The sequence below is a fragment of the Salinicoccus roseus genome, from assembly GCF_003814515.1.
In the GTDB taxonomy this organism is placed as follows: domain Bacteria; phylum Bacillota; class Bacilli; order Staphylococcales; family Salinicoccaceae; genus Salinicoccus; species Salinicoccus roseus.
In genome coordinates this window covers 49,054-73,800 of record NZ_RKQJ01000001.1, presented here as the reverse complement: position 1 = coordinate 73,800, position 24,747 = coordinate 49,054, and the positions used below count along the sequence as shown (strand labels likewise).

The window sequence follows — 24,747 nt, the reverse complement described above, 5'->3', positions numbered from 1 at the left end:
AAACGGGGGCAATAATTATGGTAAACCATTCCGAAAGCATTCAAAATCTGGTGGCTAAGGATACTTCGCATGTCCAGCTTTCCACTGCTCAGCTTGTTGAAAAGTCTTTGAAAAGGGGAGAAGGCAGATTGACGGAGACGGGTGCGCTCCGTGCTGAAACCGGAAAATATACCGGACGCAGCCCGAAGGACCGCTTCATCGTCGAAGATGGCACCTCAAAGGACAAGGTAGACTGGGGTGAGGTCAACCAGCCCATTTCCGAAGAAGTCTTCGACAACCTGTTCACGAAGGTCATCGACTACCTTGGACAGAAGGAGGAAGTCTTCGTCTTCAACGGCTATGCCGGTGCTGACGAGAAGACGCGCCTCAACCTCAGCGTGGTGACCGAGTTCAGCTGGCACAGCATGTTCGCACGCACGATGTTCATCCGTCCGGAAACGAAGGAAGAAGCCCTCGGCATGGATGCGCAGTTCACGATCGTTTCTGCACCGACCTTCAAGGCCGACCCGGAAACCGACGGCACGAAGTCGGAAGCATTCGTCATCGTATCCCTCGAGAAGGGCATCATCCTGATCGGCGGTACGGAGTATGCAGGAGAAATGAAGAAGTCCATCTTCTCCATCATGAACTACCTGCTGCCAGAACAGGGTGTAATGAGCATGCACTGCTCCGCCAACGTAGGGGAAAACAAGGACGTTGCCCTGTTCTTCGGCCTCTCCGGCACGGGCAAGACGACATTGTCTGCCGATGCACAGCGCGAACTCATCGGCGATGATGAGCATGGCTGGAATGAAGACGGTGTATTCAACATCGAAGGCGGCTGCTACGCGAAGACGATCAACCTCTCCCCCGAGAAGGAGCCTGAAATCTTCAAAGCGATCAAGTTCGGCTCCGTTCTGGAGAACGTCGCTCTCGACGATGAGGGAAAGCCGGACTATGATGATGGCTCCCTGACGGAAAACACACGTGCCGCCTACCCGCTCGACCATATCGATAATGCACGCATCCCATCCGTCGCCGGACATCCGAATACGATCATCTTCCTGACGGCAGATGCATTCGGTGTGCTGCCGCCAATCTCCAAGCTGACCAGGGAGCAGGCGATGTACCACTTCCTGAGCGGCTTCACTTCAAAGCTTGCCGGTACGGAACGCGGCATCACGACACCACAGCCTGTATTCTCGACATGCTTCGGTTCACCATTCCTGCCGCTGCATGCCAAGACATATGCAGATATGCTCGGCGGCCTGATCGACAAGCATAATGTGAATGTATACCTCGTCAACACCGGCTGGAGCGGCGGCGAATACGGTGTCGGCAAACGCATGGACCTCAAGTACACACGGTCCATGGTAAGACGTGCCATCAGTGGAGAACTCGCCCTCAATGCATTCGAGGAGGACACCGCATTCGGCCTCAGCATCCCGACTTCAGTTGCCGGTGTGCCGAAGGAAATACTGAACCCACGCAATACATGGGTGTCTGAGGAAGCTTACGATGAGAAGGCCCTTAAGCTCAAGGAAGCATTCATCGAAAACTTCAAGAAGTTCGGTACCGAATCCGAAGACATCGCCAAAAAGGGCGGATTCATCCTATAACGGAATAAAATTTCAAGGTAGCCGGACATCAGTACACTGATGTCCGGCTACCTTATTTGAATTGGTCTTCATTCCGACTCTTCTGATACAGATAGTCGATGCATGGATCATCGAGGAGGAAGCTCCGGCGCTCCTCGGGTATGTCTTCGACCGCCTTGTACAGGGCCGGCCCATATGTCTCCATATATTCGCATTTGAAGAACATGTCCGCCACTTCAGCAAGATAGACCCCTTTAACAAAAGGCCTGACTTCATCATGGACGGTATAGACTCCGATGAACTGCATATTTCCGATGCTTGCGCCCGTCTCTTCGAAGACTTCCCTATGCACCGCTTCCTCAGCACTCTCCCCGGACTCTATCTTTCCACCCGGGAATTCTATGCCCCGCACCTTGTGGTCGGTGAAGAGATATTTGCCGTCCATCATGCAGATGGCAAGGATATGATCCATGTCGTTTGTATATTCGAATTCGAGCGTCACTTTTCGGCCGCTCTGGTCTTTAAATTCAAGCATCGCATCATCTCCAAATTTGCTTAAATCCAGTGTACCCTATATCATTATGCTTATAAATGCTATAGGGTGATAAATAATGAAAACAGTGGTTTTATATATGATGCGGTTCTACCAGAAGGCCATCTCCCCCATGTTTCCGCCGAGCTGCCGCTTCTACCCGACATGCTCCAACTACGGGATTGAAGCCGTGCAGGAACACGGGGCGTTGAAGGGCAGCTTCATGGCCGTCAAGCGCATCCTCAAGTGCCACCCCTTCCATCCGGGGGGATATGACCCCGTCCCGCTGAATCCGAAGAACTATGAGAAAAAGGAGCAGTGACCTAATGGTTGCTGCTCCTTTTCGTATTATAGGCGTGCTGGTTCTGCGCCCTCGATACTTTGCCCGTCGACGTCATGATGATACGGTCGACATGATGGATCTCCTTCGGCAGCTTGTATCTGGCAAGCCTCTCGCCGAGATGGGCAAACAGGTCGGCAGTCTTCAGTACCGACCCTTCAACGGGTTCCACAAGCAGTATCGGAACCTCCCCCCACTCGGGGTCCTTCCGTTTGACGGCTGCGGCATTCGCTACGCCGGGATGGGTGTTGATGGCATCCTCTATCTCTTTCGGATAGACATTCTCGCCACCGCTGATGATCAGATCCTTACGCCTGTCCAATATATAGAGGTAGCCCGCCTCATCGATCCGGCCCATGTCGCCGGTCCTGAAATACCCGTCAGACACTTCCATTCCGGCATTCAGGTATCCCCCTGTAACGGGGCCGCCACGCACGAGCAGTTCACCATCACTGCTGTCATCGATCTTGATGTCGATGTTGCCGAGCGGCTTCCCTACTGTACCGTCGAGGATCTTCGGGTCGTCCGGGGCGATGGAGACGATCTGGGAGCAAGTTTCGGTCATGCCGAAGGAGTTGTAGACCGGCAGTCCCATGGAAAGTGCACGGCGCAGTATATCGCTCGTGACGCCGGCTCCGCCGAGGAGGACGCCCTCCAGACGGTGGTCCGGAATCTCATGGTCCATCAGCCGCTTCAGCATGATCGGCACCATGCTGGTGTGGGTCACACCATATTCAGAAATGGTCCGCCAGATCTTCTCCTCTTCAAACTTTTCGATGAGCACCATGGTGCAGCCCCGTATGACCGAACGCAGCAGCACGGAGAACCCTGAAATGTGGTAGATGGGATTGATGTTCATCCACATGCTGTCCTCCGTGTAGCCGAAGCGGTCCTCACAGCCGAGCGCTGAAGCATAGTGGTTGTCATAGCTCTGGGTGACGGCCTTCGCCCGGCCCGTCGTGCCGGATGTGAACATGATCGACAGGATACCACTGCCGGATGATGCCCCGCTTCTGCCGGAAACGGGCGCCATGTTCCGGATATCCTCCCATGTGTACACCCTGTACCCTTCCAGTACGACAGGCTCGGTGGCCACGACCGTATCCACATCGATGCCATCCAGCTGGGCTGCGATCTCCCGCCCGGTCAGACGGGTATTGATCATCACAATTTCGATGCCGGCCAGCATGGCTCCATGGATTGCATATACTGCATCCAGCGTATTGCCGATGAAGAATGCTATGCGCCTCCGGTCCAGCGCCATGAGGCGCCCCTTCATTTCAACTGCCGTTTCGTGCAGCTCAAAGAAGGTGACCGCCTTGCCTTCGAATATGACTGCCGGTTTTTCAGGCATCTCCCGGGCCCGGGATTCCAACCAATTGTACATAGTCTCTTCCACCTTTAAAAAAGCCCATCAGATGATGGGCTGATAAATGCTTATGGGAATCTTGGGAACTGTCCGAAGTCAGGCTTCCTCTTTTCCTTGAACGCTTCCCTGCCTTCTTTCGCTTCGTCTGTAGTGTAGTAGAGCAGTGTTGCATCCCCTGCCATCTGCTGCAGGCCTGCAAGACCATCCGTGTCTGCGTTCATGCCCGCCTTCAGCATGCGCAGCGCTGTAGGTGAATGCTGCATCATCTCTTCACACCATTGGACCGTCTCGTCTTCAAGCTCGTCGAGTGGGACTACCGTATTCACGAGACCCATTTCGAGTGCTTCATCCGCATTATACTGTCTGCACAGGTACCAGATTTCGCGCGCCTTCTTGTGGCCCACGATACGTGCCAGATAGCCTGCGCCATAACCGGCATCGAAGGAGCCGACTTTAGGGCCGGTCTGGCCGAAGCGTGCATTATCTGCAGCGATCGTCAGGTCGCATACGACATGCAGGACGTGGCCGCCGCCGATTGCATAGCCGGATACCATGGCTACGACAGGTTTCGGGATGACGCGGATGAGGCGCTGAAGATCCAGTACGTTCAGTCTAGGAACCTCATCTTCACCGACATAGCCGCCATGGCCGCGCACCTTCTGGTCGCCGCCGGAGCAGAACGCCATATCCCCTTCACCAGCCAGGACGATGACCCCGACATTCTGGTCGTCGCGCGCACGTGTGAAGGCATCGATCATTTCAGTGACCGTAAGCGGGGTGAATGCATTCCGTACTTCCGGACGGTTGATCGTCACTTTGGCGATGCCGTTGTAGAACTCATACTTGATCTCTCTATATTCTTTGATTGTTTCCCATTTTCTTGACATGCTTTATCCTCCTAATAGAAAATCTAACACTATTGTAACAAATTTTTGTGGTGCTTCCATATGAATGTTGTGCCCCGCCCCATCGATGATTTCAAGACGGGCATCCGGGAGCAGTTCCGACATCCTGGAGTTGATTCCTACGAACTTTTCATCCCGTTTTCCTGCCAGCAGCAGGACGGGACAGTCGATGCGCCGGAGTGCCTCCCAATAGGAAGGCTGGACGCCCGTGCCGTACTTCACCAGGCTGTCCGCAGCTTCTTCCGGCTGCTGGGAAAGGCGGTTTAGCCGCTGCTGCTCCCGCACCTTTTCAGACAGTGCCTGCTGGCTGCTGAACAATCCCATGTCCTCCCAGCCGGCAATGAATCCTTTGAAGTCTTCATTGATGTGCGCTGCCCTGGCAGCATCCACACTCCGCCGCTTCTCCCGCTCATTCTCCGAAGCGATGCCCGGGGAAGTGCTCTCCAGCACGGCGCGTCCGACGCATTCGGGATGGTTCGCAATGAAGGAGAGGGCTGCCCTGCCCCCCATCGAATAGCCGAGTACATCCACCTGATCGAGGTCCAAAGATGCGAGGAGCTCGCGGAGACCCTCTGCAATGTCCTCCATGCCGTAGTCGATGCCGGCGCTTGGTGTCCCCCCGAAGCCCGGAAGGTCGACCGCAAGGATATTGTAGTGGGGCGACAGCTCTCCCGCCACCCTGTCCATGCTCGTCATATCCGACAGGAAGCCGTGGAGCAGCAGAAGCGTCCGGCTCTTGCCGTCATCTGCGAACCGGTGGTTAAATTTCAACGGATTTCACCACATCTTCAATCTGTCTGCGCAGATCCTGGTGGGATGCGGCATTTGCCACCCTGTCCGTCTTTATTTCTATGATGTTGCGTCCCTTGCGGTTCATGAGACCGTCTGTGATGTCTTCGACCTTATCCGTATGCATGTAGTTGAAGTTGTAAAGTGCTGCAGCATGTTTGAAGTCGAGGTCCAGCGGTGTCCCGAAAAGCCGCTCGAAGTGCTCCTGGTTGTCGTTCTGGGGCAGGAAGCTGAATATTCCGCCGCCATTGTTGTTGAAGACGATGATGTTGATGTCGATGTCTTCAAGCTTCGACATGATCAGGCCGTTCATATCATGGTAGAGTGCAATGTCCCCGATGACGAGGGTGAGCGGCGTCTTCACCGCCATGCCGAGCGCCGTGGAGACCACGCCGTCTATACCGTTTGCACCCCGGTTGGCATATATACGCTGTGTATTCTCCAGATCATAGCGTTCCCCGTCCCTGATCGGCATGCTGTTGGAGAGGAATAGTGCACGCTGTGCCGGTGTATGCCTCATGATCTCATACATGAAGCGGCCTTCATCATCATAGTCTGAGATATATTTTTCGATCCTCCTGCTGATCCTTCCATCAAGCGCCGTCAGCCATTCCTTGGGGCCGCGGCCAGCGGAAGTGAATCTGATCGACTTCATGATGGCACTGATGGTGCCCACATATGCTTCCTTTGGAGCCACAGGGAAAGTCTTCAGTGCCTGGTGCTCGCTGATCACATATTGCGGTATCCCCGTCCGCGCCAGAAACTTATTGGTCGCCTTTGAAGTGAGTGGCTCGCCGATGCGCACGATGAAGTCGGCTTCACGCTCAAGACGGTCGAACTGGTCCGCATCCATGCTGTTGAAGATCAGATCCTGATGTGTGATGACCCCGGTCATATCCCGGCGGATATGCTGGCGGGGGTCTGCAATCACAGTCAGATTTTCCCGGTCGAGGATCGGCGTGATGCAATCGAGCGATTCGACCGTCTCCCCGATCAGGACGATGCCGTGGCCTTCAAGGTGGATGTCCCCATCCGGCACAATACTGTACTGCTGCATCCCTTTCTCGGACCTGAAGAAGTAGTCCGTGCGTGTCATGTCGGGCATGAGCGGCTCCCTGATCGGCACGTTGATGTGCACCGGGCCCATTTCCGCCCCCTTGAGATACTGCACACACTGCATGACTTTCGTTTCGAGCAGATTCGGATGCGATTCATGTACATCCGCAATCGGAAGCTCAGTATAATACCGTACATAATTGCGGTACATGTTCTGTTGGTTGATCGCCTGGGGCGCCCCCACATCCCGGAGCTCGTGTGGCCGGTCTGCAGTCAGTGCGACGAGTGGAATATGGCTGAGATCCGCTTCAGCGATTGCCGGCAGATAGTTTGCCGCAGCCGTACCGGAAGTGCATATGAGCCCTACAGGAGTATGTTCCAGCTTGGCCAGCCCCAAAGCAAAGAAGCCCGCACTCCTTTCATCCGGGTGGATATGTGTGTGGATGTCCGGGTGAAGCTCTGCTGCCAGGGCGAGCGGCGTAGAACGCGAGCCCGGGCTGATGACGATCTCCTGCACCCCGTAGGACTGCAGCAGATCCATGAGCGTAAATACCTGGTACGTCAATGCTTCCTGATGATCTGATGGATTCATCTGTTCTCTACCCCCAGTACATTAAGCATCGGTGTGAATTTGACACGCGTCTCTTCAAATTCCTTCTCGCTGGAAGACCCTTTGACGATGCCGCATCCCGCAAACAGTGTGGCACTGTTTGCGTGCAGCAGCATGGATCTTATGGCCACGACGAACTCACTCTCATTGTCTTCATGGATGAGGCCGATCGGTGCGGCATAGAGTCCTCTTGTGCCGTACTCCTCCTCCATGATGTACTGTTGTGCCCGTTCCTTCGGCATACCGCCCACAGCCGGCGTCGGATGGATGGCATCCAGCAGTTCGAATATGCCCGAATCATCTGAAAGCTCGGCTTTGATCGGCGTATGAAGATGATAGATATATCTGTTTTCCAGTATGTTGGGCTCCGGCCCGAACTCCACCCAGTCCGTGAAGGGTTCGAGGTCGCTGACGATGGACTCCCTGACAAGTTCATGTTCATACCGGTTCTTTTCATCATTCAGAAGGAATGACTTCTGCATTTCATCCTTCTCCACGTCCCCTGTACGTTCGGAAGACCCTGCTATCGCATTCGTCCTCAAAGTGTCCCCCTGGACATCGAAGAGCTTTTCAGGCGACTTCGATACGAAAAGGGACTTCCCTTTTTCGTAATAGATCGTATAAGTGCCGGTCTCATCATTCAATCTCTTCAATAGGAAAAGCGGGTCGATCGTTGATTTGAATGTCAGGAGCCGCTGTCTTGCCAGCACCACTTTCCTGAACTCCGTGTCATCCAATACACTTACTGCATGATCGACAAGGGACTTCCACTCCTCTGGAAAGATGTCCTTCTCCATATTGATCTGGGGTGCTTCAAATTCTTTGGCTTCAACTGCTGAAATGTTCTCAAGCTCGCCCGTTATGGTCCCAAGGATGGTGGACATGTCCACATCTGCGAGCGGAACCGAATAGAACAGCTCCTTATTGACCAGGTCGAACTGCCACTTCGGAAGATGGAATTCCACCATGGTGAAGTCATTCCATTCGTCAGAAGTGTCCTTGTCATCGAAGCGTGTGCCTCCAAACAGGTTGAGGGAGGATTTCATCCCCTCTTCCAGCGGTACTTTCTGGATTTTGTCATACAATGTGGATTTCTGGGTGGCCAGCGCCTTGGAGGAGTACTTGTCCCTTTTGATGCTTTCCAGGTATTCGATACCGACGGTATTATACCTGTCATCTTTGGAACGGAACCAGTACCTTGACCCCTGCGCCTTCTGAAAATATGAAAATATCTTCTGTTCATCTATATCATATCCATCAATGGGCAGCTGCAGACTGAGGTAGGCTCTGTCCGAATCCAGCCTGACATCATCCAGAACGTTTTGATATGCTTCCAAATTCATTACTACACACTTCTTTCCGCATAATTAATACTATTTTATCATTTATTCATTTACCTGTGTATGATATATAATCAAATGTGCTAAAATTGTTATCATCATCATTTGAAAAGGAAGATCGCCATGCAAGGAACAGATACACACACAGGCATCAAAAAATATATAAGCCTCACCCGGCCGCATACCCTGACTGCGGGCTTTGTACCGGTGCTCGTCGGCACAGCAAGTGTACTGCTGTTCTCATCGATCAGATGGGATATGTTTTTTGCGATGCTGATCGCCACCCTGCTGATCCAGTCCGCAACAAACATGTTCAACGAATACTTCGACTATAAGAAGGGGCTCGACAGCCGGGAGTCCGTCGGGATTGCAGGCGCCATCGTACGGAACGGCATGTCGCCCCGGGCTGTGCTCAATATCGCCGTCACCTTCTATATCTTTGCTGCGCTCATCGGCATCTACATCACATTGAACAGCTCCTTATGGGTGCTCGTCGCCGGCATCATCTCAATGGCTGTCGGATACCTCTATACAGGGGGGCCCTTCCCCATCTCATGGACGCCATTCGGTGAAATTTTCGCCGGCTTCTTCATGGGCACCGTAATCATCATGATCACATTCTACATCCACACGGGCATCCTGCACTACTTTCCGCTTCTGATGTCGGTACCCATCGCCATAACGATCGGCCTGCTGAACATGGCGAATAATATAAGGGACCGGAAAAAGGACAAGGAAAGCGGCAGGAAGACATTCGTCATCCTGGTCGGAAAACCGATTGCCGTCATCACCACTGCGGCGCTGCTCCTGTTCTCATACATCTTCATCGGATGGGTCGCCTTCTTCAAACCCTACGGCTCCATCTTCATGATCCTGACATTCCTCTCCCTGCCGATCTTCATACGCACAGTCAAGCTGATGTGGAAAGGCAGTACACCCCAGGAGCTCATTCCGGCCATGGCATCCATGGGTAAGCTGAACACCATGTTCGGCCTGCTGCTGACCATCGGCCTGCTGCTGTACGGGATTACGGGAATATAAAAGCTCTGGCGAAACCGCCAGAGCTTTTTTAAACCATTCTATTCTGCTGCATATTTGTATAGAAATCACGGAAGCACTGGAAATGATTCGTATTCAGATGGCGCAGTGTACGGTTGCGTACAGCACCCCTTTCGTTCAGGATCTTCATGAAGAGTACCCCTGTTTCATACCTTGAGGCCCCTGATTCATCATTGTCGAAGTCCATGTTCTTGATTTCATCCAGCCGGAATTGGGTGATCGTCCAGTCCGCCTCCTCGTTGAAATCCTTAAGGATGGACTTATGTACACTGATGATCTCGTCATCCAGCAGGAAATAGAGCGCCGTACGCGTGAGATTGATCTTGCATGTCCCGATGCAGTGGACCTGCTTGAAACGGTAGCTCTCGAAATCGATGTTTTCTTTAAGAAAGCGCTTCGCCACTTGAAGGAACTCGAGCTCCTTGCCGTCAAGTTCATGCTCGACCGAGAGAACCTCTTCTATACTTCGTGGTAATTCTATATTATTCAAGTATTCATTTACATGATTATAGGCTATCATATGTTTTCCCCGTATTTCCCATAGTGTTTTCTTCATTTTATATGAGTTCAACATTAATTTCAATAAAAATAGAAATACGTAAAAATTATTTCGAGAATAGAAATAATATTGATTATTTTCAAAATTACACTATAATTGACATGTATCTTTATATTTATAGGGGGAAATTTCACATGACATTAAAAAAATATCTGCTCGCCGGCGGCCTGTCAACAGTACTTGTTCTGGGAGCATGTGGTGGAGATGGCGGTTCTGAAGAGGAAACATCGGAAGAAGAAACTGCCCAGGAGGATTCCGAAAACACAAGTGAAGACGCAACGGCTGAAGAAGAGTCGACAGAAGAATCCGACAGCGGTTCCTCCGAAGACGGCGAAGTCACCCATTCCGGTGAATACGGGGACTACACGGTGACGGAATTCAGCCAGTATACAATCGAGCCGGAAGAATCCGAAGAGGAGACGACTGAGGAGGAGACTGAGGAAGGGGCAGAAGAACCTCAGCCGACTGAAGTCGTCACCATCGAATTCGAATTCACGAACAACTCCGATGTAGCCACTGCACCGCAGGAGGCGTTCGGTCTTGACCTTGCCGTCAGACAGATCATGGAGGGTGGGGAAACCACACTCGAAAACTTGACGATGGATCTCCCTGAAGACTACGAAAAAAGTGAGGAAGCAGCTGCCGCATCCGAAATGATCGAGCCAGGTGAAACGGCAACTGCAGTCCTCGCATATGGACCGGTCGACCCTGAACTTGAGACCGTCCTCCAGAGCCGCGACAATCCGATGGCCGAAGAGGAGATCGAACCACTCGACCACACGATTGAACTCGAAAGCACCGAATCCTCCGAAGAGGAGACGAGTGAAGAGGAAACAGAGGAAGATTCTGAAGAATAATATCACCATCATGACCCTGACAAAATGTTCAGGGTCATTTCATTTAAGGAGCATATCATGATAGTCACAACAGGCGGAAGAACCGATCAGCGGACCATAGACCATGCCCGGACACTCTCGGAAGCATATGATTCCCCCTATATCGAACGGGCGAAGCGGTCCATCACCAAATTGAAGGAAAGTTACCAGGAAGACATCATCGTCGTCAGCAGGAACGGCATCGCCATCCACCCCCTCTCCCAGGAGGAACCGCTCACATTCCATCCGAACATGGCGATGGTACGCGCCAAAAGGATGCTGAGTGGAGAGACCGACCCCTTGATTCAAACTGCAGGAATCGCCCCCGGGATGCATGTGCTCGACTGCACCATGGGCCTTGCCTCAGACAGCATCATCGCCAGTCTCGCCACTGGAGCTGAAGGCCAGGTCACAGCCCTTGAAGCCGACCCCCTGCTCCACCTGCTTTCAGCAGAAGGACTGCAGTCCTTCCCTGCCTCGAACCAGGAAATCAATGAAGCCATGCGCCGTATTGTCACCATGAACGCAGAACACCATGCATTCCTCGCATCAGAGCCCGATGATTCATATGACATCATCTACTTCGATCCCATGTTCAGTGAAGCCATCGACAACTCGAACGCCATCCGCACCATCCACCATCAGACCGAACAGTCCGGACTCAATGTGGAAACCATCATCGAAGCCCGGCGCGTCGCCAGAAGGCGTGTGGTCATGAAGGACCATTGGAAGAGCCCGAAATTCAGTGAACTTGGATTCACGCAGGTGAAGCGGAAGACCAGTCTCTTCCATTATGGGTATATCGATGTGCAGGATGAGGCTGTGCGATAAGATGCAGTCCATGTTTAATGAGACCGAGACTGGGAATAAAAAAGATGTAGATAAAAATATTCCTAGGAGTGATCATTGATGGCACACGAACAGCATCAACAGCTGCTCGAAACGCTGCATGAATGCATGGAAGAATGCAACCACTGTTTCGACGCCTGCCTCAAGGAAGACGACGTCAAGATGATGGCCGAATGCATCCGCCTCGACAGGGAATGTGCGGATATGTGCGGTTATCTTGAACAGGCAATTTCAAGGAATTCACCATTTGTAAAAGAAATCGCCGGCGTATGTGCAACAATCTGTGAAGCATGCGGTAAGGAATGTGAAAAGCACGACCATGACCACTGCCAGAAATGTGCAGAAGCATGCTTCAAATGTGCAGAAGCGTGCAGAAATGCTGCATAATCAAAATGCCCTTCATCAGGCAGGAGTCTCATCCAACCATGAGTCTCCTGTCTTTTTATATTTCCTCCTATTAAGGAGGTGCCTACCATGAGCAAGAATTCCATATTTGTCATAATAGCCTTCATAACCCTCCTTCTTTCATCCTGCATCACCCGACCTGCTTGATGACCCCTCACCCAGACAGGAACTTCCTCAGTCGGAAGACATTACATTTTCACTAGCCCAGACCACCCACTCTCTCCCTATAGACAAAGTGAACCTCAACATCACCAATACTGGAACCAGTTACTATACATTCGGTGAGTTCTTCTATATCGAAAAAGTAGTCGAAGACACATGGTACATGCTTGAAATCGAAGATTCCAATTTCAATGACTTCTCATCATTCGACAACTACGGATACAGACTCGCTCCCGGAGAAAGTAGAGAAGAAACCTTGGTGCTGAGCAACTACGCATTCACCTTTGACCCTGGCAAATACAGGATCGCCAAAGCCTTCAACAACGAAGCCACCTCCGAAACAATTTGGTTATCAGCAGAATTTGAAGTAGTGGATTAATAGATGCTTCCTTAAAGAAACAGAATCAGCCGGCGTCATTGAATGAAACTTATAAACAAGATCATCGAGTAGGCATAGAAAAACCCGAACAATGGACGTTTTTTATTAACTGTCCATTATTCGGGTTATAGTTCATTTACATGAATGTCTGCTTATTAAATAGTGTCAAGACACTTAAGTTAATGACATTGATGAAATCATCGTTTCTTTTTCTTTATTAGTAGGAAAATGAGGATGATCACCACTGCAATGAGAATGCCATACATGATCTTTGAATAGATATCCATATATCCCACAATTGTCTGCCACGAGCCACCGGCAGAAGCACCGAGGTATACGAGGACAGTATTCCAAATCAAAGTACCTACTGTAGTCAATGTAAGAAACAACAGGATGTTCATGTGTACCATCCCTGCAGGGATTGATATGATGCTGCGCATCACAGGAATGAAGCGGCATATGAACACAGCCACTGATTGAAATTTACTAAACCAGTCATTGGTTTTATAGATATCTTCCTTATCTATCGGTAGGATATGCCCCCACTTGTCGACGATCTTTTCCATCCGCTTCTGAGCTTGAAACTTGCCGAAGTAGTACAGGACAGTGGCGCCACCCACGGAACCGATGGTCGCTGAAATGACGACACCGGTCATCCCCAAACTCGACTGGGTCGTCATGAAACCACCGAAACTCAGCACCACTTCTGATGGGAGGGGCGGGAAAACATTTTCTAAAGCCATCAAAAAGGCGATGCCGAGACGGCCGAAATTATTAATGATATAGGTAAGCAAACTTTCCATCTTATCCTCCTAAGACGCACCAAAATTGCGGATAAAATATACTTCTCTTCATTCCATTAATTACCCGTAATCAGTTTCATTATGCCGTAATTGTTTAACGACATCGATAATATGGTTAAAATCATCATAAAAAAGCCCCTCGAAACCTTCTGGTTTCAAGGGGTGAGTACGGACAGTGAGGGATTCGAACCCTCGATACGGGGTTGCCGTATACACGCGTTCCAGGCGTGCGCCTTAAGCCGCTCGGCCAACTGTCCATGATTGAAAAAGAAGTGAGCAGGCTCACTTCTGTTATGACCCGTACGGGATTCGAACCCGTGTTACCGCCGTGAAAGGGCGGTGTCTTAACCACTTGACCAACGGGCCATGGCTCCACAGGTAGGATTCGAACCTACGACCGATCGGTTAACAGCCGATAGCTCTACCACTGAGCTACTGTGGAATAATAAAATGGAGCGGGTGATGGGAATCGAACCCACGACATCAGCTTGGAAGGCTGGGGTTATACCATTTAACTACACCCGCATAACCAATAAGGGCGGCTGATGGGGATCGAACCCACGAATGCCGGAACCACAATCCGGTGTGTTAACCACTTCACCACAACCGCCATATTATTAGAATGGTTCAGGACGGAATCGAACCGCCGACACTGTGAGCTTCAATCACATGCTCTACCGACTGAGCTACTGAACCTTGGTATGTATAGTCAAAAAAAAATAATGGCGGTCCCGACGGGAATCGAACCCGCGATCTCCTGCGTGACAGGCAGGCATGTTAACCGCTACACCACGGGACCTGTATGTAAAAATATTGCGGGGGATGGATTTGAACCATCGACCTCCGGGTTATGAGCCCGACGAGCTACCAGACTGCTCTACCCCGCGGTAATATTATTGTGCGCTTTCAACGCCTGATACATATACTATACGTTTTATGAAATATTTTCAAGCGGTTTTTTTAATTTCGTTACGTAAAATTTACACTTTGGACAAAATTTGCTGTCCATAAGTATTTCATATGGAATGAGGGTAAAAGATATAAAAATGTTTGAGGAGGATAATTGATGAGCGAATTCAACAATGACAACATCTCTTTTTGGACTGATACTGTCGACCTGCCCTCTTACCCTACGCTGGAAAACGATACGAGTACTGAGGTGCTTGTCGTCGGTGCCGGAATCACCGGCCTGATGAATGCATATAAGCTTGCCATGCAGGGCCGCCAAGTTATGGTACTTGAGGCCAATAAGGTACTCACCGGTACGACAGCGAATACAACTGCCCGCCTCATGGCACAGCAGGGTCCGCTCTACAGCCAGATCAGCAAGCAGCAGGACAAGGAGACCGCCCGCCTCTATTATGAATCCCAGATGGCGGCCATAGATGAAATTGAATCGATCAGCAGAAAGCACAACATAGACTGCGACTTCAGAAGGGTCGACGGGGTCATGTATGCTGAAAATGAAAGCTCGGTCAAAGAACTGGAAAAAGAGGCCAAGGTCTATGAGGACCTCGATATCGACGGCTCCCTATTGAAGGAACAGTTCGATCTCCCCTTTGAAACCGTCGCCCAGCTTGTCATGAGGAACCAGGGGGAATTCCATCCGTTGAAGTTCCTGAAGGGCATACTGGAAGTCCTCGAAGAGAAAGGCGTCGAAATATATGAACATGTGATGGGCAAAGGTGTCGAAGGCAATACATTGAAGACATCGGAAGGGATAAGCATCGATTTCGAACATCTCGTCGTCGCCACCCACTTCCCGTTCCTCGATTATCAGGGGTTCTACTTCAACAGTTTCAAGATCAACCGGTCCTATGGCCTCGTCGTCACGACGTCCACCCCGCCATCCGAAGATCTGTCATTGAACGGGTTCGATGGTCCCGGGCTGACGACAAGGAATATTGTCAACCCGGACAAGGAACTCCCTACCGTCCTCTTTGGCGGACTTGGGCATATGTCCTATGACGAACAGGATATGACCGGGCAGTTGGAGAAACTCAGGCTCTACGCCGATCAGAAGACGACCAACCACGAGCGGTTGTATGCCTTCCGCGCACAGGATCAGATGACGGTGGACTCCCTCCCCTACATCGGGTATTTCGATCAGAAGCATGACAACCGGTTCGTCGCATCCGGATTCAACAAATACGGCATGACCAACGGCGTCCTCTCCTCCATGATCATCAGCGACCTGATCGCGGGCAATGAGAACAGGTATCATGATATGGTCAGCCCACACCGTAAGAAGGGTACATTCGCCCAGCTCAAGCAGTTCGCCACAACACCGTTGGAGAGCCTCGGCGTCGAAGCGAAGAATATGCTGAAGAACTATCCGGACATCAATGAGACGAACCTTTCTGCAGGTGAAGGGGCAGTCGTCCAGGATGGCATAATGAAGAAAGGGCTGTACCGCGATGATGACAGCAATGAGTACCTGGTCGTGGACAACCGCTGTACCCATATGGGATGCAGCCTGAGCTGGAACCAGGAGGACAGGACATGGGACTGCCCATGCCATGGCTCCCGCTTCAACTTCAAAGGTAATGTCATCGAAGGACCGGCTACAGAAGACCTTGATGTGGAAATTAAAAAAACGGATGACGAATAGCATTAACGTTCCTGTTTAACGCGATTACATTTTGATGGAACCATAAAAAAATAAAAAAATTATCAAAACACGGATGAATAATGATTACCCTTCGTTATTCATCCGTGTTATTTTATGCCCGAATAATTTAGAAGGCCTTCTTTCATCCAGACAAAATTCCCACCCAAACCGTCGGCTCCCCTTCTCCCACAAAGGGTACACATCCTTCAAATCCATCAAACTAATGTAGTTAATTTTCATATAAAAATTAAATATAGTTTCATTTTATTAAGGTAAAAATGTATAAAAGAAAGTGCTTTCAATCACAATATTAGTCGCATAAAGCGGTGCAAAGGTTGATTCTTTCGGCTATTAAGTATACAGTGTAAAAGTCATGCAATTTGAAAATTTCATAGAAATGGAGAGGATATGTATGGGATCTGTGAAAGCGACAGATCAAAAGATTGATCATGAGATTGAAGAACAGGAAGATGACTACTCCTTGGACAAAGTTCCTTACAAAGAAAGGAACATGGGCTGGTTCAGCATCACCAACATAACCTTTGGTATCGCAACTGCAATCTTCTACTTCCAGCTGGGCAGTGTCATGGCACTTCAATTCGGTGCAGTGAACGCGCTCATATCCGCTGGTTATGCCATTATTGTAGCAGGTATCATGGGTACGATTATTTCCTACTTATCTGCAAGATCCGGGATGAACGTCAACCTGATGTCGCGAGGCGGCGGATTCGGGTACATAGGCGCTTCATTGACTTCCCTGATCTACGCATCCAACTTCATCATGTACTGTGCGTTCGAAGGCATGATCCTTGTGTACGCTGTACATGAATTCTTCCCGGCCATTCCGCTTTGGCTGCTGATCGTCGTATTCGGTACACTTGTCATTCCATTGAACTGGTTCGGAATCAAGCAGCTGGATAAACTGCAGAAATGGTCTCTGCCGATATTCTTTGCTTTCCTTATCGCAGCAATTACTGTTGCACTGTTCACTACATCACTATATGATGGCCGCTTCTGGACCTACATGCCCGAAGGTGTGCAGATCGGCGGCACTGCACTTCTGATGTGCATCGGCATGCAGCACGGAATCATGGGACTGACTGCACTGCTCGCATCCGACTACGCACGGTTCCTGAAACCGGAACATCTTAAGGTCGGATCCGTCATGATCGGTGTCATCCCGCAGATCTTCTGTTACGGCGTCATGGGCGGCCTCGGCATATGGTTCGGTGTCCGCCTTGCGGAACCGAATCCTGGCGTCTACATCGTCCAGCTGCTCGGCATCGGCGGTGCACTATTCACGATGCTCACGCAGATCCGCATCAATGTGACGAACATCTACAGCAGTTCCCTATCCCTATCGAACTTCTTTGAAAATGTGTTCCGTTTCACACCGGGGCGCAGGTTCTGGATCGTCGTTGCAGGCGTCACTGCAATGGTCCTCATGCTCGGCGGCATCGTGGATCATCTGGATGCAGCATTGATCTTCCAGGGTGTGTTCCTGCTGGCATGGGCCGCCGTGCTGATTACCGACGCCCTCATCGTCAAGATGATGCTCAAGATCGGCCCTGCATTCTATGAAGCCCGCCAAGAGAACCTGTACAAGTGGAATCCGGTCGGCGTCGTGGCACTCATCGTCTCCAGTTCTCTCGGTACCGTAGCTGCACTTGGTTACATGGGCACATTCCTCGAGAATACTGCAGCCTTCTTTGCAGCAGCACTTGCAGCGGCACTCACAGTACTCATGGCTGTTCTGACAAAAGGAAAATACTACCTTAAAAATGAGGTCGATGACATCGACAAGGAAGACTACCTTTATGAGCCGAGAACAAAGCAGAAAAGAACCGTTCCGGTCAGGCGTCCGGTTACGGTTAATGCAAAGGCCATGAACAAATAGCCTGATGAAAATGAAAGTGGGACGGAGGTCACTTATGACCTCCGTCCCACTTTTTATATGCTAGGAACCCGTTTCACTCTGCCGATCGATTTCGATCCAGTCCTGGGACCAGTTTTCAATATCTCTCAATACAGTTTCAAGGGAACATCCTTTTTCTGTAAGTGAATATTCTATGACTACAGGCGTCTCGGGGTATACATCCCTTTTTATGAGCCCTTCCTGTTCCATATCCTTAAGCCGGTCGGAAAGCACTTTGCCGCTGATGCCGATTGCGGCCTGTATTTCTCCAAAACGCTGTGGTGACTCGAGCATCTGATAGATGACCAGTGCCGTCCATCTCTGGCTGAGCAGTGATACTGCCTTTTCGAATTTAGGACAAAGAATAGATTGTTTCAACGTGTATCACATCCTTAATGTAATTATACCATATGTTACCATTAAACATAAAGATATGATTTTACTTTACATATATAAATTATTAATATAAACTTAGTTACATAAAGTAACTTTTATTAGGAGGCAATTATGAACTTCCATAAATCACCCGCAACACATGTCTCCCATGTCAAGATCAACGTATCGGACATGAAGGAGGCCCTGAACTTCTATACCGGACTGCTGGGCTTCAAGGTCCTCGAACAGAACGGGAAGGATGTGCAGCTCACGGCAGACGATAAGACAAGCATCCTTTCGCTTCATGAGCCGGAAAATCCCATCGAGAAGAAACGCACATCCGGATTGTTCCACTTCGCGATCCTTCTGCCTGAGCGTGCAGACCTCGCCGCAATCACCATCCATCTCGCCAAAAATGATGTAAGGCTCGGTGCTTCCGACCATCTCGTCAGTGAAGCCCTCTACTTCAATGATCCTGACGGGAACGGCATCGAAGTATACCGGGACCGGGAACCCGAAGAATGGAGCTGGAATGGTTCACGTGTGGAAATGACGACCGATCCGCTGGATTTCGAAAATCTCGTCGAATCACTGGAGGAAGGCCAGGAATGGCAGGGCATGCCAGAAGGCACGGTCATGGGGCACCTGCACCTGCACGTCTCCGATATGCCTTCTGCTGTGAAGTTCTATACGGAAGGGCTCGGGCTCAAGGTTGTAGCTGAATTCCCGGGACAGGCTGCATTCATGTCTTCTAAAGACTATCACCACCACATCGCCGTCAATGTATGGAACGGCATCGGTGCCCCGCAACCCGAACCTGGCAGTGTCGGCCTCAACGAATTCATCATGAACTACCCTGATGAAGCTTCCCTCAATGCTGCTGCCAAACGGCTTGAGGACCTGGGCCACGAAGTCATTTCCAAAGATGGAACAACCGTCTCCTACGACCCTTCAGGCAACAAGGCAATCCTGACAACAGAATGATTCCTCAAAACCCGCGATACATGTATTGCGGGTTTTTTAGTTTGAATCCTGCCCCAAAGGGAATAACTATTTAAAAAACGGGGGTCATAAGTACATGTATAAGAATCAATACAAACCATTCAAGACTGAACGAGATGCAGAAATCTATCTGGACAACTACATCGACCTTAAAAATTATGTCGTCATATCCAAGCAGGACCTTTCTGGCCTCAAATCGAAGTTTGAAGACCTGAAGATCATCGATGGGAGCGTCGATCATCCCGACCGTGACATCGATAAGCTGGACTTTGATGAAGGCAGCAAGAAGAACCTCATGAACCACTATGAAAATGATGAAGTCATCATCTTCGAAGGACTCCACCAGGAAGATACAGACTCTCCCAACAAGGATACAGCCAGTGAGAAGGGTACCAACGTCGTTCCGAGGGATGAATATGATACGGAAGTCGTCGATGTGAACACCGGCGTCCGTACGATGTTCGAAGTCGAGGACAACAACCCGGATATGGTCACAGAGGATGAACAGGAGTACTTCAAGAAGCATGATGATGAAGAGGAACAGTTCCTCGACAGACATTAAATTGAATCCAATAATGAATCACCAGCGCAGCTAAATTCAGCTGCGCCTTTTCATGTTCCATCAAACACAAAAACTCCACAGCCATTCTGGCTGCGGAGCTCTCGCGGAGATGCCAATATCTCCAGAACATGTTTCTTCATATTAAATGGCTGCCTGCTACTCACAAGCCCAGTTGTCCTTATCCCTGTCCATCTTTGACTGGTACGCTGCATGGTCAGAAGCCACACCGTCCGGATAGACCTTCTTCAGCTCTGTGCAGTTCTGGAAGTTTTCAGTCGTCTGCTGCGGTTCTGAAGTGGCCGGTTCACTTGTAGCCGGCTCGCTCGTCGGTTCCGGCTCAGGTTCCGGTTCTTCACTGTTGAATCCTTCCCCGCCTTCATTCACATAGCCCGGGATGGACCAGATGCCAAGCCCACGATCCTTGGCGTACTGTTCCGCTGCACGGAATTCGGACAGGTAACGTTGCTGTTCATAGATGTAGCCCACGCGTGCAAGACCTTCTTTAAGCAGCACTTCGTGGACACTCACATCATCCGCGTACAGATAGACCAGATGCCTGTCATAGTGATCCGTCTTATCACCGCTGTCGTATTCAATATACAGCTGGTCTGCCGCATTCAGCAGTTCGGTGAGTCTTGCAGACGCTTCCTTGCCATATGGTTCCACCGGTTTATTCGGATGGACCGTTTCAGGCGTGTCGATCAGAAGCAGCCGCAGCTTCAATTCCTGGCCGGAGTCATCAATGACATTAACCGTATCCCCATCGACTACACGATAGAGGGAGACCGGTATGAGGCCATCCTTGGAAGCTACAGGTTCCTCCACCGGTTCCTCTTCAGCTTCGGCTTTCGCCTCCGCTTCCTCGATGGACTTTTCCTTCTCAGCTTCAGCCTTCTCAATCGATTCTTCCTTCGCTTCTATGGAAGCCTCTTTTTCAGCTTCAATGGATTCTTCCTTTTCCTTCTCAGCCTCTATGGACGCTTCCTCGATCGACTCCTCTTTCTCCCTTTCGGCTTCAATCGACTCTTCCTTCTCTTTTTCAGCCGCTTCAATGGAGGCCTCTTTCTCAGCTTCGATGGATTCCTCTTTTTCCTTCTCCGCCTCAGCTGCTGCCTCCTCTTCTTCTGAATCCTCTTTCGATTCCTCTTCAATCTCTTCCTCTGTCGCTTCTTCCGTCACCTTTTCAGCATCCTCATCCGCTGAAGCGGTCTGGTCGACAGGCTCCTCCACTTCATCCGTGACAGCAACAGTCACGAAGAACAATGCCAAACCTGTCACAAATGCGATGCCCGCCCTTCTGAAATGCCTGCGGGGGTTCTGGTTTTTAGACTTGGACCTCAATGCCAGAGCAATGAAGACAAACATCACAATTGATACAAAAAACCATAGTATCCCAACCATATCCGCCAAGGAATACTCACTGCTTACTATCCCCAAAAGGACCACAAGCAGACAAGTCGCCACGAAGGAATAAAGTGCCGCTTTCCATGTACTATAATACGCTTGTCCTCTGTTCTCCCGGATTAAACCAAGCACGAAAAGAGTGATAGTTGCAACCACACCTAAAAACATTAATAATCCTACAAAAGTTCCCACTGATTCCCCTCCAATACATGCAATTTACATCATTTTACACTATTGGAATAAGATTTTGAATGGTTTCAGCAGTATTTTGTCAAATTCAGGGGAAAATTGTACGTTTATATTTAGTTTAAGATTATTCTTAGAGTATCACTACATGATGTGGTTTATGAAAAGTATATCCGGAAGTTAACCATATAAGCCTATGACTTTTTCATCAATTTTAATTATTAATTTCACAACGGAAGTTACAACCACAACCAAAATACCAGTTTCTAATATTGTTTCTGGAGTATGATTAATGAATACGTATACAATAGGAAATGATAATAATGGTGTGTAAAAAATCCCTCGTATTATCATTCTAAGATATATCCCATTATTAAATCTTTGTTGTCCTAAAATTGCTATCATCAGTCCCAAGAACGACCATATTATCCCACTCAGTCCAACCCCCATCATAAAGATCTTACCGATTTTAGCATCCTCATAGAATGTGGTTACTGTAACCCAACCAATATTATACAAGAACATAAATATACTGATAATTATTATACCTATAAATACTGGAATGCTAACCTTCCTAGACTCCATTAAATCTCTCCTCCTGATTCTCTCAAATTTCTTTACTATTATTAACACCTACTACTTATAATAGAACTAAATATGAATATTCTTCCATACTAGATTAATTTACTACTCTATATTACGAAACTCTTCTATTTTTAATTTCAAGAAATTCACTTCGAATTGCAAATCTAATTCATGCATCTTGCGATGACAAAAATAATCAAGGGCCCCTGCATTATCTATACTGTTTTCTCCACCCTGACTAAACTAGTCCACATGATGATATTCTAAGTAGGGTTCTCCATTTCTATCATTCATTTGTCAAAATAAGCTAGACAGACTATCCATCCCTACATAACTCAAAAATACTTCCAGTGGTCTGCGATGGTCCAGAAATGTTCTCGAGAGATAGTTTCTTCTGGCTGACACTGAGGAGATGAATGTCTGATCTACTTGATTAAAATCCATTTCCTTGAGCAGCCCATCCTGTCGAAACAGTCCATTGGAATGTTTAATCAATCCCCGCAGGTAATCTCCGCTGAGAAGATGTACCGGGGTCAGCAAAGTAGATCGAAACATCATTCACATTGCTAATGGTCAGTCAGTTGGAGAATTCCTCGCCACAGTCAAATGTGATGTACTTGAACAGGTTTCTCGGTACGGAATGGAACCAGCGGTTCATGGCTGTTTCTATGTCCTTCGCCCTCCTGCCTTCAGAATTGAGTGTGATGATGACTTTGGAAAGACACTCCAACAGCGTGATGACCACAATTTTGTGATGGACCTCGACAATGAAATCTCCCTCAATATGACCGAATTCTGGGTAATCCGTCTCCCGTTCCGAGATATTTCGTGTAAATGATTGTCTGCCCTGGCGTTCCTTATGACCGTTTGGTTTTCTTTTGCCTTTCATCGGCAGCATGCAGATATCAAAAGCATTGCGTCTGAACATGCGATACAATGTCCGCCCGGAACAGTTGATATGACGCTCACGACGACCGACAATCACATCTGGTGTTCACTCTTGAGCGACTTTGTCTTTCACGTAGGCACACTGGTCTGCGGGCTGTTCAGTCTGTTTCCGGGCGCAGTGCTTTTTATTCTTCCTGTACCGACGGTAATAGTCAATTGCTGTATGGCTGCCTCTCAGCTAGGGGACGAGTTTATGGATGTATACCATGCACAGCCAATCAGTTTCAAACTCTGCTATACAGAGATGTTCTGATGGAAGTAGGATTCTATCAGAACAAGTTCTTCCGTGCTAAGATGGGTGTAGTTCATTCGTGATCACTCCTATGATTTCTTTATTCGAAAATTCATTTTGAGTGTATCACGAGTGGCTCTTCTTATGTGTTTAACTTAATTTTTCAATTGAAAAAAGTTTACTTAAAAGTGTGTGCACTAAAAATTGTATGAATTAGTTCAATAACCAAAGACCTCATCAACGATGATAGGCTTCAGTATACCAATAAATAATAAAAATCCCGTAACCATAATGGTTACGGGATAAATAACTGAGGTGGAGGGAATCTTGATAAGCGATTTTCTCTTAAATATATAAACTATGACATCAGTGTTTTCAAGTGATACAGAACATGCCATAAATATGTAGGATGATATTTTTAATGTAAATGGATGAATAATGGGCCAAATATTCTCTTAAACAAATATGAATAAGAAACATTCATTAGACTTTAAATTAAGAATCACAGATGAAGCTTTAAATGGAAACGACCGTCATCGCTTGTTAGCGAAAATAGTGTATCCATCACAGTCTGATCAGGCCTTGGGTGGCGCAATTCAAGCAAAATGGTGTGAACGGCTTAAGGGCAGGGATGACCAAAAGGACTTACTCCCAATCATTTAAATTGAAATTGATACAGTGTCGGCAGATCCATCGTTCCAGTAACTTAATACGACCGTCTCCCCTATTGATTGGCGCAGTCGCTCCTCGAGCGTGACCGACCGTACTTCATTGTCGAATGAAGGCGGATTGCACTTCAAATTTCTATCAATCATCTGGGCAATACGCTCATACTGCTCCGGCATAGTAGCAAACGGCTACCATTTAATTATGCTGCGACCTTGCGGAAGGTTCGAATCCAGTTCTGATATGTCCATTTCTCTATAGTCTAGTCCCATGGACATCACCTCTTAAGATGATTATATAGAACGTATGTTCTTACTTCAGAAACAGACCACCTAGGTAACTTACTAATTCTTTCTATTTAAGAATCATTTCTACTCCTCCTTTAAACAGTTTTAATATTTTCCCATAGTCCTTCTATTTTTCTTTCTATCACCGTTACTACTTATAACATTTACAAAAACGTAAAGGAACATAATCAAACTTAAGTAAAAGGAAAACACAAGGTATAAAATTACAGGAAATATAATCGTGCATTCAAGTTCAAAAGAATTGAGTATTTGAAGCAAAACAATTATAACCATATTTCCTAAGGAAGAAAAAATAATATATGAAATTAAAACATAAAATTCTATTTTGACATTTTTACTCGTCC

24 protein-coding genes, 8 tRNA genes and 1 pseudogene are annotated in these 24,747 nt (G+C 48.7%); 12 read left to right on the top strand and 21 right to left on the bottom strand.

What is annotated here, in order from left to right; all coding sequences use genetic code 11:
• The first annotated feature begins 17 nt into the window (after window positions 1–17).
• Window positions 18–1,598 carry a phosphoenolpyruvate carboxykinase (ATP) gene (pckA, locus tag EDC33_RS00520; RefSeq protein ID WP_124009851.1) on the top strand — a complete coding sequence of 527 codons (1,581 nt, stop codon included), beginning with the start codon at window positions 18–20 and terminating at the stop codon, window positions 1,596–1,598.
• Between the two features lie 52 nt (window positions 1,599–1,650).
• Here pckA and ytkD read toward each other — a convergent pair whose 3' ends face one another.
• Window positions 1,651–2,112, bottom strand: coding sequence for an RNA deprotection pyrophosphohydrolase (gene ytkD / locus EDC33_RS00515; protein ID WP_094905349.1), 462 nt, complete (start codon window positions 2,110–2,112; stop codon window positions 1,651–1,653).
• A gap of 76 nt (window positions 2,113–2,188) precedes the next feature.
• Here ytkD and yidD point away from each other — a divergent pair, with 76 nt between their 5' ends.
• A complete protein-coding gene (yidD, locus tag EDC33_RS00510) occupies window positions 2,189–2,431 on the top strand; it encodes a membrane protein insertion efficiency factor YidD (protein ID WP_040106610.1) in 243 nt (80 codons plus the stop codon).
• Between the two features lies 1 nt (window position 2,432).
• Here yidD and menE read toward each other — a convergent pair whose 3' ends face one another.
• Genes menE through EDC33_RS00485 form a run of 5 tightly spaced genes read right to left on the bottom strand, consistent with a single transcriptional unit; the run spans window position 2,433 to window position 8,521 of the window.
• Window positions 2,433–3,836 (bottom strand): o-succinylbenzoate--CoA ligase, encoded by a 1,404-nt coding sequence (gene menE / locus EDC33_RS00505; RefSeq protein WP_124009850.1) that lies wholly within the window; start codon window positions 3,834–3,836, stop codon window positions 2,433–2,435.
• 50 nt (window positions 3,837–3,886) lie between these two features.
• Window positions 3,887–4,705, bottom strand: a complete 819-nt coding sequence (menB, locus tag EDC33_RS00500; RefSeq protein WP_094905347.1) for a 1,4-dihydroxy-2-naphthoyl-CoA synthase — start codon at window positions 4,703–4,705, stop codon at window positions 3,887–3,889.
• 3 nt (window positions 4,706–4,708) lie between these two features.
• Window positions 4,709–5,494, bottom strand: coding sequence for a 2-succinyl-6-hydroxy-2,4-cyclohexadiene-1-carboxylate synthase (menH, locus tag EDC33_RS00495; RefSeq protein WP_040106607.1), 786 nt, complete (start codon window positions 5,492–5,494; stop codon window positions 4,709–4,711).
• The gene (menD, locus tag EDC33_RS00490; protein WP_124009849.1) at window positions 5,484–7,160 is read right to left on the bottom strand and encodes a 2-succinyl-5-enolpyruvyl-6-hydroxy-3-cyclohexene-1-carboxylic-acid synthase; all 1,677 of its coding nucleotides are present in this window, start codon (window positions 7,158–7,160) and stop codon (window positions 5,484–5,486) included. The genes menH and menD overlap by 11 nt, the downstream gene beginning before the upstream one ends.
• The gene (locus EDC33_RS00485; RefSeq protein WP_124009848.1) at window positions 7,157–8,521 is read right to left on the bottom strand and encodes an isochorismate synthase; all 1,365 of its coding nucleotides are present in this window, start codon (window positions 8,519–8,521) and stop codon (window positions 7,157–7,159) included. The genes menD and EDC33_RS00485 overlap by 4 nt, the downstream gene beginning before the upstream one ends.
• 120 nt (window positions 8,522–8,641) lie before the next feature.
• Here EDC33_RS00485 and EDC33_RS00480 point away from each other — a divergent pair, with 120 nt between their 5' ends.
• Window positions 8,642–9,559 (top strand): 1,4-dihydroxy-2-naphthoate polyprenyltransferase, encoded by a 918-nt coding sequence (locus EDC33_RS00480; RefSeq protein WP_124009847.1) that lies wholly within the window; start codon window positions 8,642–8,644, stop codon window positions 9,557–9,559.
• 28 nt (window positions 9,560–9,587) lie between these two features.
• On the opposite strand, the gene EDC33_RS00475 is transcribed toward EDC33_RS00480, so the two are convergent.
• On the bottom strand, window positions 9,588–10,067 hold the full coding sequence (locus EDC33_RS00475; RefSeq protein WP_170156325.1) for a hypothetical protein: 480 nt from the start codon (window positions 10,065–10,067) through the stop codon (window positions 9,588–9,590).
• A 203-nt stretch (window positions 10,068–10,270) separates the two neighbouring features.
• Between EDC33_RS00475 and EDC33_RS00470 the strand changes: the two genes are divergently transcribed.
• From EDC33_RS00470 to EDC33_RS00455, 4 genes are all read left to right on the top strand, one after another.
• Window positions 10,271–10,993: a DUF5067 domain-containing protein gene (locus EDC33_RS00470; RefSeq protein WP_124009845.1), complete on the top strand. Its 723-nt coding sequence runs from the start codon at window positions 10,271–10,273 to the stop codon at window positions 10,991–10,993.
• A 57-nt stretch (window positions 10,994–11,050) separates the two neighbouring features.
• Window positions 11,051–11,842 (top strand): class I SAM-dependent methyltransferase, encoded by a 792-nt coding sequence (locus tag EDC33_RS00465; protein ID WP_170156324.1) that lies wholly within the window; start codon window positions 11,051–11,053, stop codon window positions 11,840–11,842.
• Between the two features lie 78 nt (window positions 11,843–11,920).
• Window positions 11,921–12,247, top strand: a complete 327-nt coding sequence (locus EDC33_RS00460; protein WP_124009843.1) for a four-helix bundle copper-binding protein — start codon at window positions 11,921–11,923, stop codon at window positions 12,245–12,247.
• Window positions 12,248–12,404: 157 nt separating this feature from the next.
• Window positions 12,405–12,806, top strand: a complete 402-nt coding sequence (locus tag EDC33_RS00455; RefSeq protein WP_346255831.1) for an immunoglobulin-like domain-containing protein — start codon at window positions 12,405–12,407, stop codon at window positions 12,804–12,806.
• Between the two features lie 197 nt (window positions 12,807–13,003).
• Here the strand turns inward: EDC33_RS00455 and EDC33_RS00450 are convergent, their stop codons facing one another.
• The 9 genes from EDC33_RS00450 to EDC33_RS00410 form a co-directional block, all read right to left on the bottom strand.
• Window positions 13,004–13,609 carry a DedA family protein gene (locus EDC33_RS00450; RefSeq protein WP_124009841.1) on the bottom strand — a complete coding sequence of 202 codons (606 nt, stop codon included), beginning with the start codon at window positions 13,607–13,609 and terminating at the stop codon, window positions 13,004–13,006.
• Between the two features lie 169 nt (window positions 13,610–13,778).
• Window positions 13,779–13,866 (bottom strand) — tRNA-Ser (locus tag EDC33_RS00445).
• Window positions 13,867–13,903: 37 nt separating this feature from the next.
• A tRNA-Glu gene (locus EDC33_RS00440) sits at window positions 13,904–13,975 on the bottom strand.
• Between the two features lies 1 nt (window position 13,976).
• A tRNA-Asn gene (locus EDC33_RS00435) sits at window positions 13,977–14,051 on the bottom strand.
• Window positions 14,052–14,060: 9 nt separating this feature from the next.
• Window positions 14,061–14,134 (bottom strand) — tRNA-Gly (locus tag EDC33_RS00430).
• A gap of 12 nt (window positions 14,135–14,146) precedes the next feature.
• Window positions 14,147–14,219, bottom strand: a tRNA-His gene (locus EDC33_RS00425).
• Between the two features lie 13 nt (window positions 14,220–14,232).
• Window positions 14,233–14,305, bottom strand: a tRNA-Phe gene (locus tag EDC33_RS00420).
• A 27-nt stretch (window positions 14,306–14,332) separates the two neighbouring features.
• Window positions 14,333–14,408: transfer RNA gene (locus EDC33_RS00415), tRNA-Asp, on the bottom strand.
• A 14-nt stretch (window positions 14,409–14,422) separates the two neighbouring features.
• A tRNA-Met gene (locus EDC33_RS00410) sits at window positions 14,423–14,496 on the bottom strand.
• A 179-nt stretch (window positions 14,497–14,675) separates the two neighbouring features.
• Here EDC33_RS00410 and EDC33_RS00405 point away from each other — a divergent pair.
• Together EDC33_RS00405 and EDC33_RS00400 are read left to right on the top strand one after the other, a co-directional pair.
• Complete coding sequence (locus EDC33_RS00405; protein ID WP_124009840.1) at window positions 14,676–16,220, top strand: FAD-dependent oxidoreductase; 1,545 nt, start codon at window positions 14,676–14,678, stop codon at window positions 16,218–16,220.
• Between the two features lie 412 nt (window positions 16,221–16,632).
• Entirely contained in the window at window positions 16,633–18,117 is a 1,485-nt protein-coding gene (locus EDC33_RS00400) for a purine-cytosine permease family protein (protein WP_124009839.1), read from the top strand.
• Window positions 18,118–18,177: 60 nt separating this feature from the next.
• On the opposite strand, the gene EDC33_RS00395 is transcribed toward EDC33_RS00400, so the two are convergent.
• A complete protein-coding gene (locus EDC33_RS00395; RefSeq protein WP_124009838.1) occupies window positions 18,178–18,513 on the bottom strand; it encodes a winged helix-turn-helix transcriptional regulator in 336 nt (111 codons plus the stop codon).
• 129 nt (window positions 18,514–18,642) lie between these two features.
• Here EDC33_RS00395 and EDC33_RS00390 point away from each other — a divergent pair, with 129 nt between their 5' ends.
• Both EDC33_RS00390 and EDC33_RS00385 read left to right on the top strand, forming a co-directional pair.
• Window positions 18,643–19,494, top strand: a complete 852-nt coding sequence (locus EDC33_RS00390; protein ID WP_124009837.1) for a VOC family protein — start codon at window positions 18,643–18,645, stop codon at window positions 19,492–19,494.
• Window positions 19,495–19,588: 94 nt separating this feature from the next.
• Window positions 19,589–20,074 (top strand): hypothetical protein, encoded by a 486-nt coding sequence (locus EDC33_RS00385; protein WP_094905333.1) that lies wholly within the window; start codon window positions 19,589–19,591, stop codon window positions 20,072–20,074.
• A 156-nt stretch (window positions 20,075–20,230) separates the two neighbouring features.
• Here the strand turns inward: EDC33_RS00385 and EDC33_RS00380 are convergent, their stop codons facing one another.
• The 3 genes and pseudogenes from EDC33_RS00380 to EDC33_RS00370 form a co-directional block, all read right to left on the bottom strand.
• Window positions 20,231–21,439, bottom strand: a complete 1,209-nt coding sequence (locus tag EDC33_RS00380) for a thermonuclease family protein (RefSeq protein WP_170156322.1) — start codon at window positions 21,437–21,439, stop codon at window positions 20,231–20,233.
• 405 nt (window positions 21,440–21,844) lie between these two features.
• The gene (locus EDC33_RS00375; protein ID WP_124009835.1) at window positions 21,845–22,249 is read right to left on the bottom strand and encodes a hypothetical protein; all 405 of its coding nucleotides are present in this window, start codon (window positions 22,247–22,249) and stop codon (window positions 21,845–21,847) included.
• Window positions 22,250–22,546: 297 nt separating this feature from the next.
• Window positions 22,547–23,506, bottom strand: a pseudogene (locus EDC33_RS00370) (IS30 family transposase).
• Between the two features lie 388 nt (window positions 23,507–23,894).
• Here EDC33_RS00370 and EDC33_RS12595 point away from each other — a divergent pair.
• Window positions 23,895–24,092 (top strand): hypothetical protein, encoded by a 198-nt coding sequence (locus EDC33_RS12595; protein ID WP_124009834.1) that lies wholly within the window; start codon window positions 23,895–23,897, stop codon window positions 24,090–24,092.
• On the opposite strand, the gene EDC33_RS12590 is transcribed toward EDC33_RS12595, so the two are convergent.
• Entirely contained in the window at window positions 24,089–24,244 is a 156-nt protein-coding gene (locus EDC33_RS12590; RefSeq protein WP_170156321.1) for a hypothetical protein, read from the bottom strand. The two genes, EDC33_RS12595 and EDC33_RS12590, sit on opposite strands and share 4 nt — an antisense overlap.
• Between the last annotated feature and the right edge of the window lie 503 nt (window positions 24,245–24,747).

Coding starts and splice junctions, on each gene's coding strand:
- pckA (WP_124009851.1), top strand. CDS start 18: ATGGTAAACCATTCCGAAAGCATTCAAAATCTGGTGGCTAAGGATACT.
- ytkD (WP_094905349.1), bottom strand. CDS start 2,112: ATGCTTGAATTTAAAGACCAGAGCGGCCGAAAAGTGACGCTCGAATTC.
- yidD (WP_040106610.1), top strand. CDS start 2,189: ATGAAAACAGTGGTTTTATATATGATGCGGTTCTACCAGAAGGCCATC.
- menE (WP_124009850.1), bottom strand. CDS start 3,836: ATGTACAATTGGTTGGAATCCCGGGCCCGGGAGATGCCTGAAAAACCG.
- menB (WP_094905347.1), bottom strand. CDS start 4,705: ATGTCAAGAAAATGGGAAACAATCAAAGAATATAGAGAGATCAAGTAT.
- menD (WP_124009849.1), bottom strand. CDS start 7,160: ATGAATCCATCAGATCATCAGGAAGCATTGACGTACCAGGTATTTACG.
- EDC33_RS00485 (WP_124009848.1), bottom strand. CDS start 8,521: ATGAATTTGGAAGCATATCAAAACGTTCTGGATGATGTCAGGCTGGAT.
- EDC33_RS00480 (WP_124009847.1), top strand. CDS start 8,642: ATGCAAGGAACAGATACACACACAGGCATCAAAAAATATATAAGCCTC.
- EDC33_RS00470 (WP_124009845.1), top strand. CDS start 10,271: ATGACATTAAAAAAATATCTGCTCGCCGGCGGCCTGTCAACAGTACTT.
- EDC33_RS00465 (WP_170156324.1), top strand. CDS start 11,051: ATGATAGTCACAACAGGCGGAAGAACCGATCAGCGGACCATAGACCAT.
- EDC33_RS00460 (WP_124009843.1), top strand. CDS start 11,921: ATGGCACACGAACAGCATCAACAGCTGCTCGAAACGCTGCATGAATGC.
- EDC33_RS00450 (WP_124009841.1), bottom strand. CDS start 13,609: ATGGAAAGTTTGCTTACCTATATCATTAATAATTTCGGCCGTCTCGGC.
- EDC33_RS00405 (WP_124009840.1), top strand. CDS start 14,676: ATGAGCGAATTCAACAATGACAACATCTCTTTTTGGACTGATACTGTC.
- EDC33_RS00400 (WP_124009839.1), top strand. CDS start 16,633: ATGGGATCTGTGAAAGCGACAGATCAAAAGATTGATCATGAGATTGAA.
- EDC33_RS00390 (WP_124009837.1), top strand. CDS start 18,643: ATGAACTTCCATAAATCACCCGCAACACATGTCTCCCATGTCAAGATC.
- EDC33_RS00385 (WP_094905333.1), top strand. CDS start 19,589: ATGTATAAGAATCAATACAAACCATTCAAGACTGAACGAGATGCAGAA.
- EDC33_RS00380 (WP_170156322.1), bottom strand. CDS start 21,439: ATGTTTGTCTTCATTGCTCTGGCATTGAGGTCCAAGTCTAAAAACCAG.
- EDC33_RS00375 (WP_124009835.1), bottom strand. CDS start 22,249: ATGGAGTCTAGGAAGGTTAGCATTCCAGTATTTATAGGTATAATAATT.
- EDC33_RS12595 (WP_124009834.1), top strand. CDS start 23,895: ATGAATAAGAAACATTCATTAGACTTTAAATTAAGAATCACAGATGAA.
- EDC33_RS12590 (WP_170156321.1), bottom strand. CDS start 24,244: ATGATTGATAGAAATTTGAAGTGCAATCCGCCTTCATTCGACAATGAA.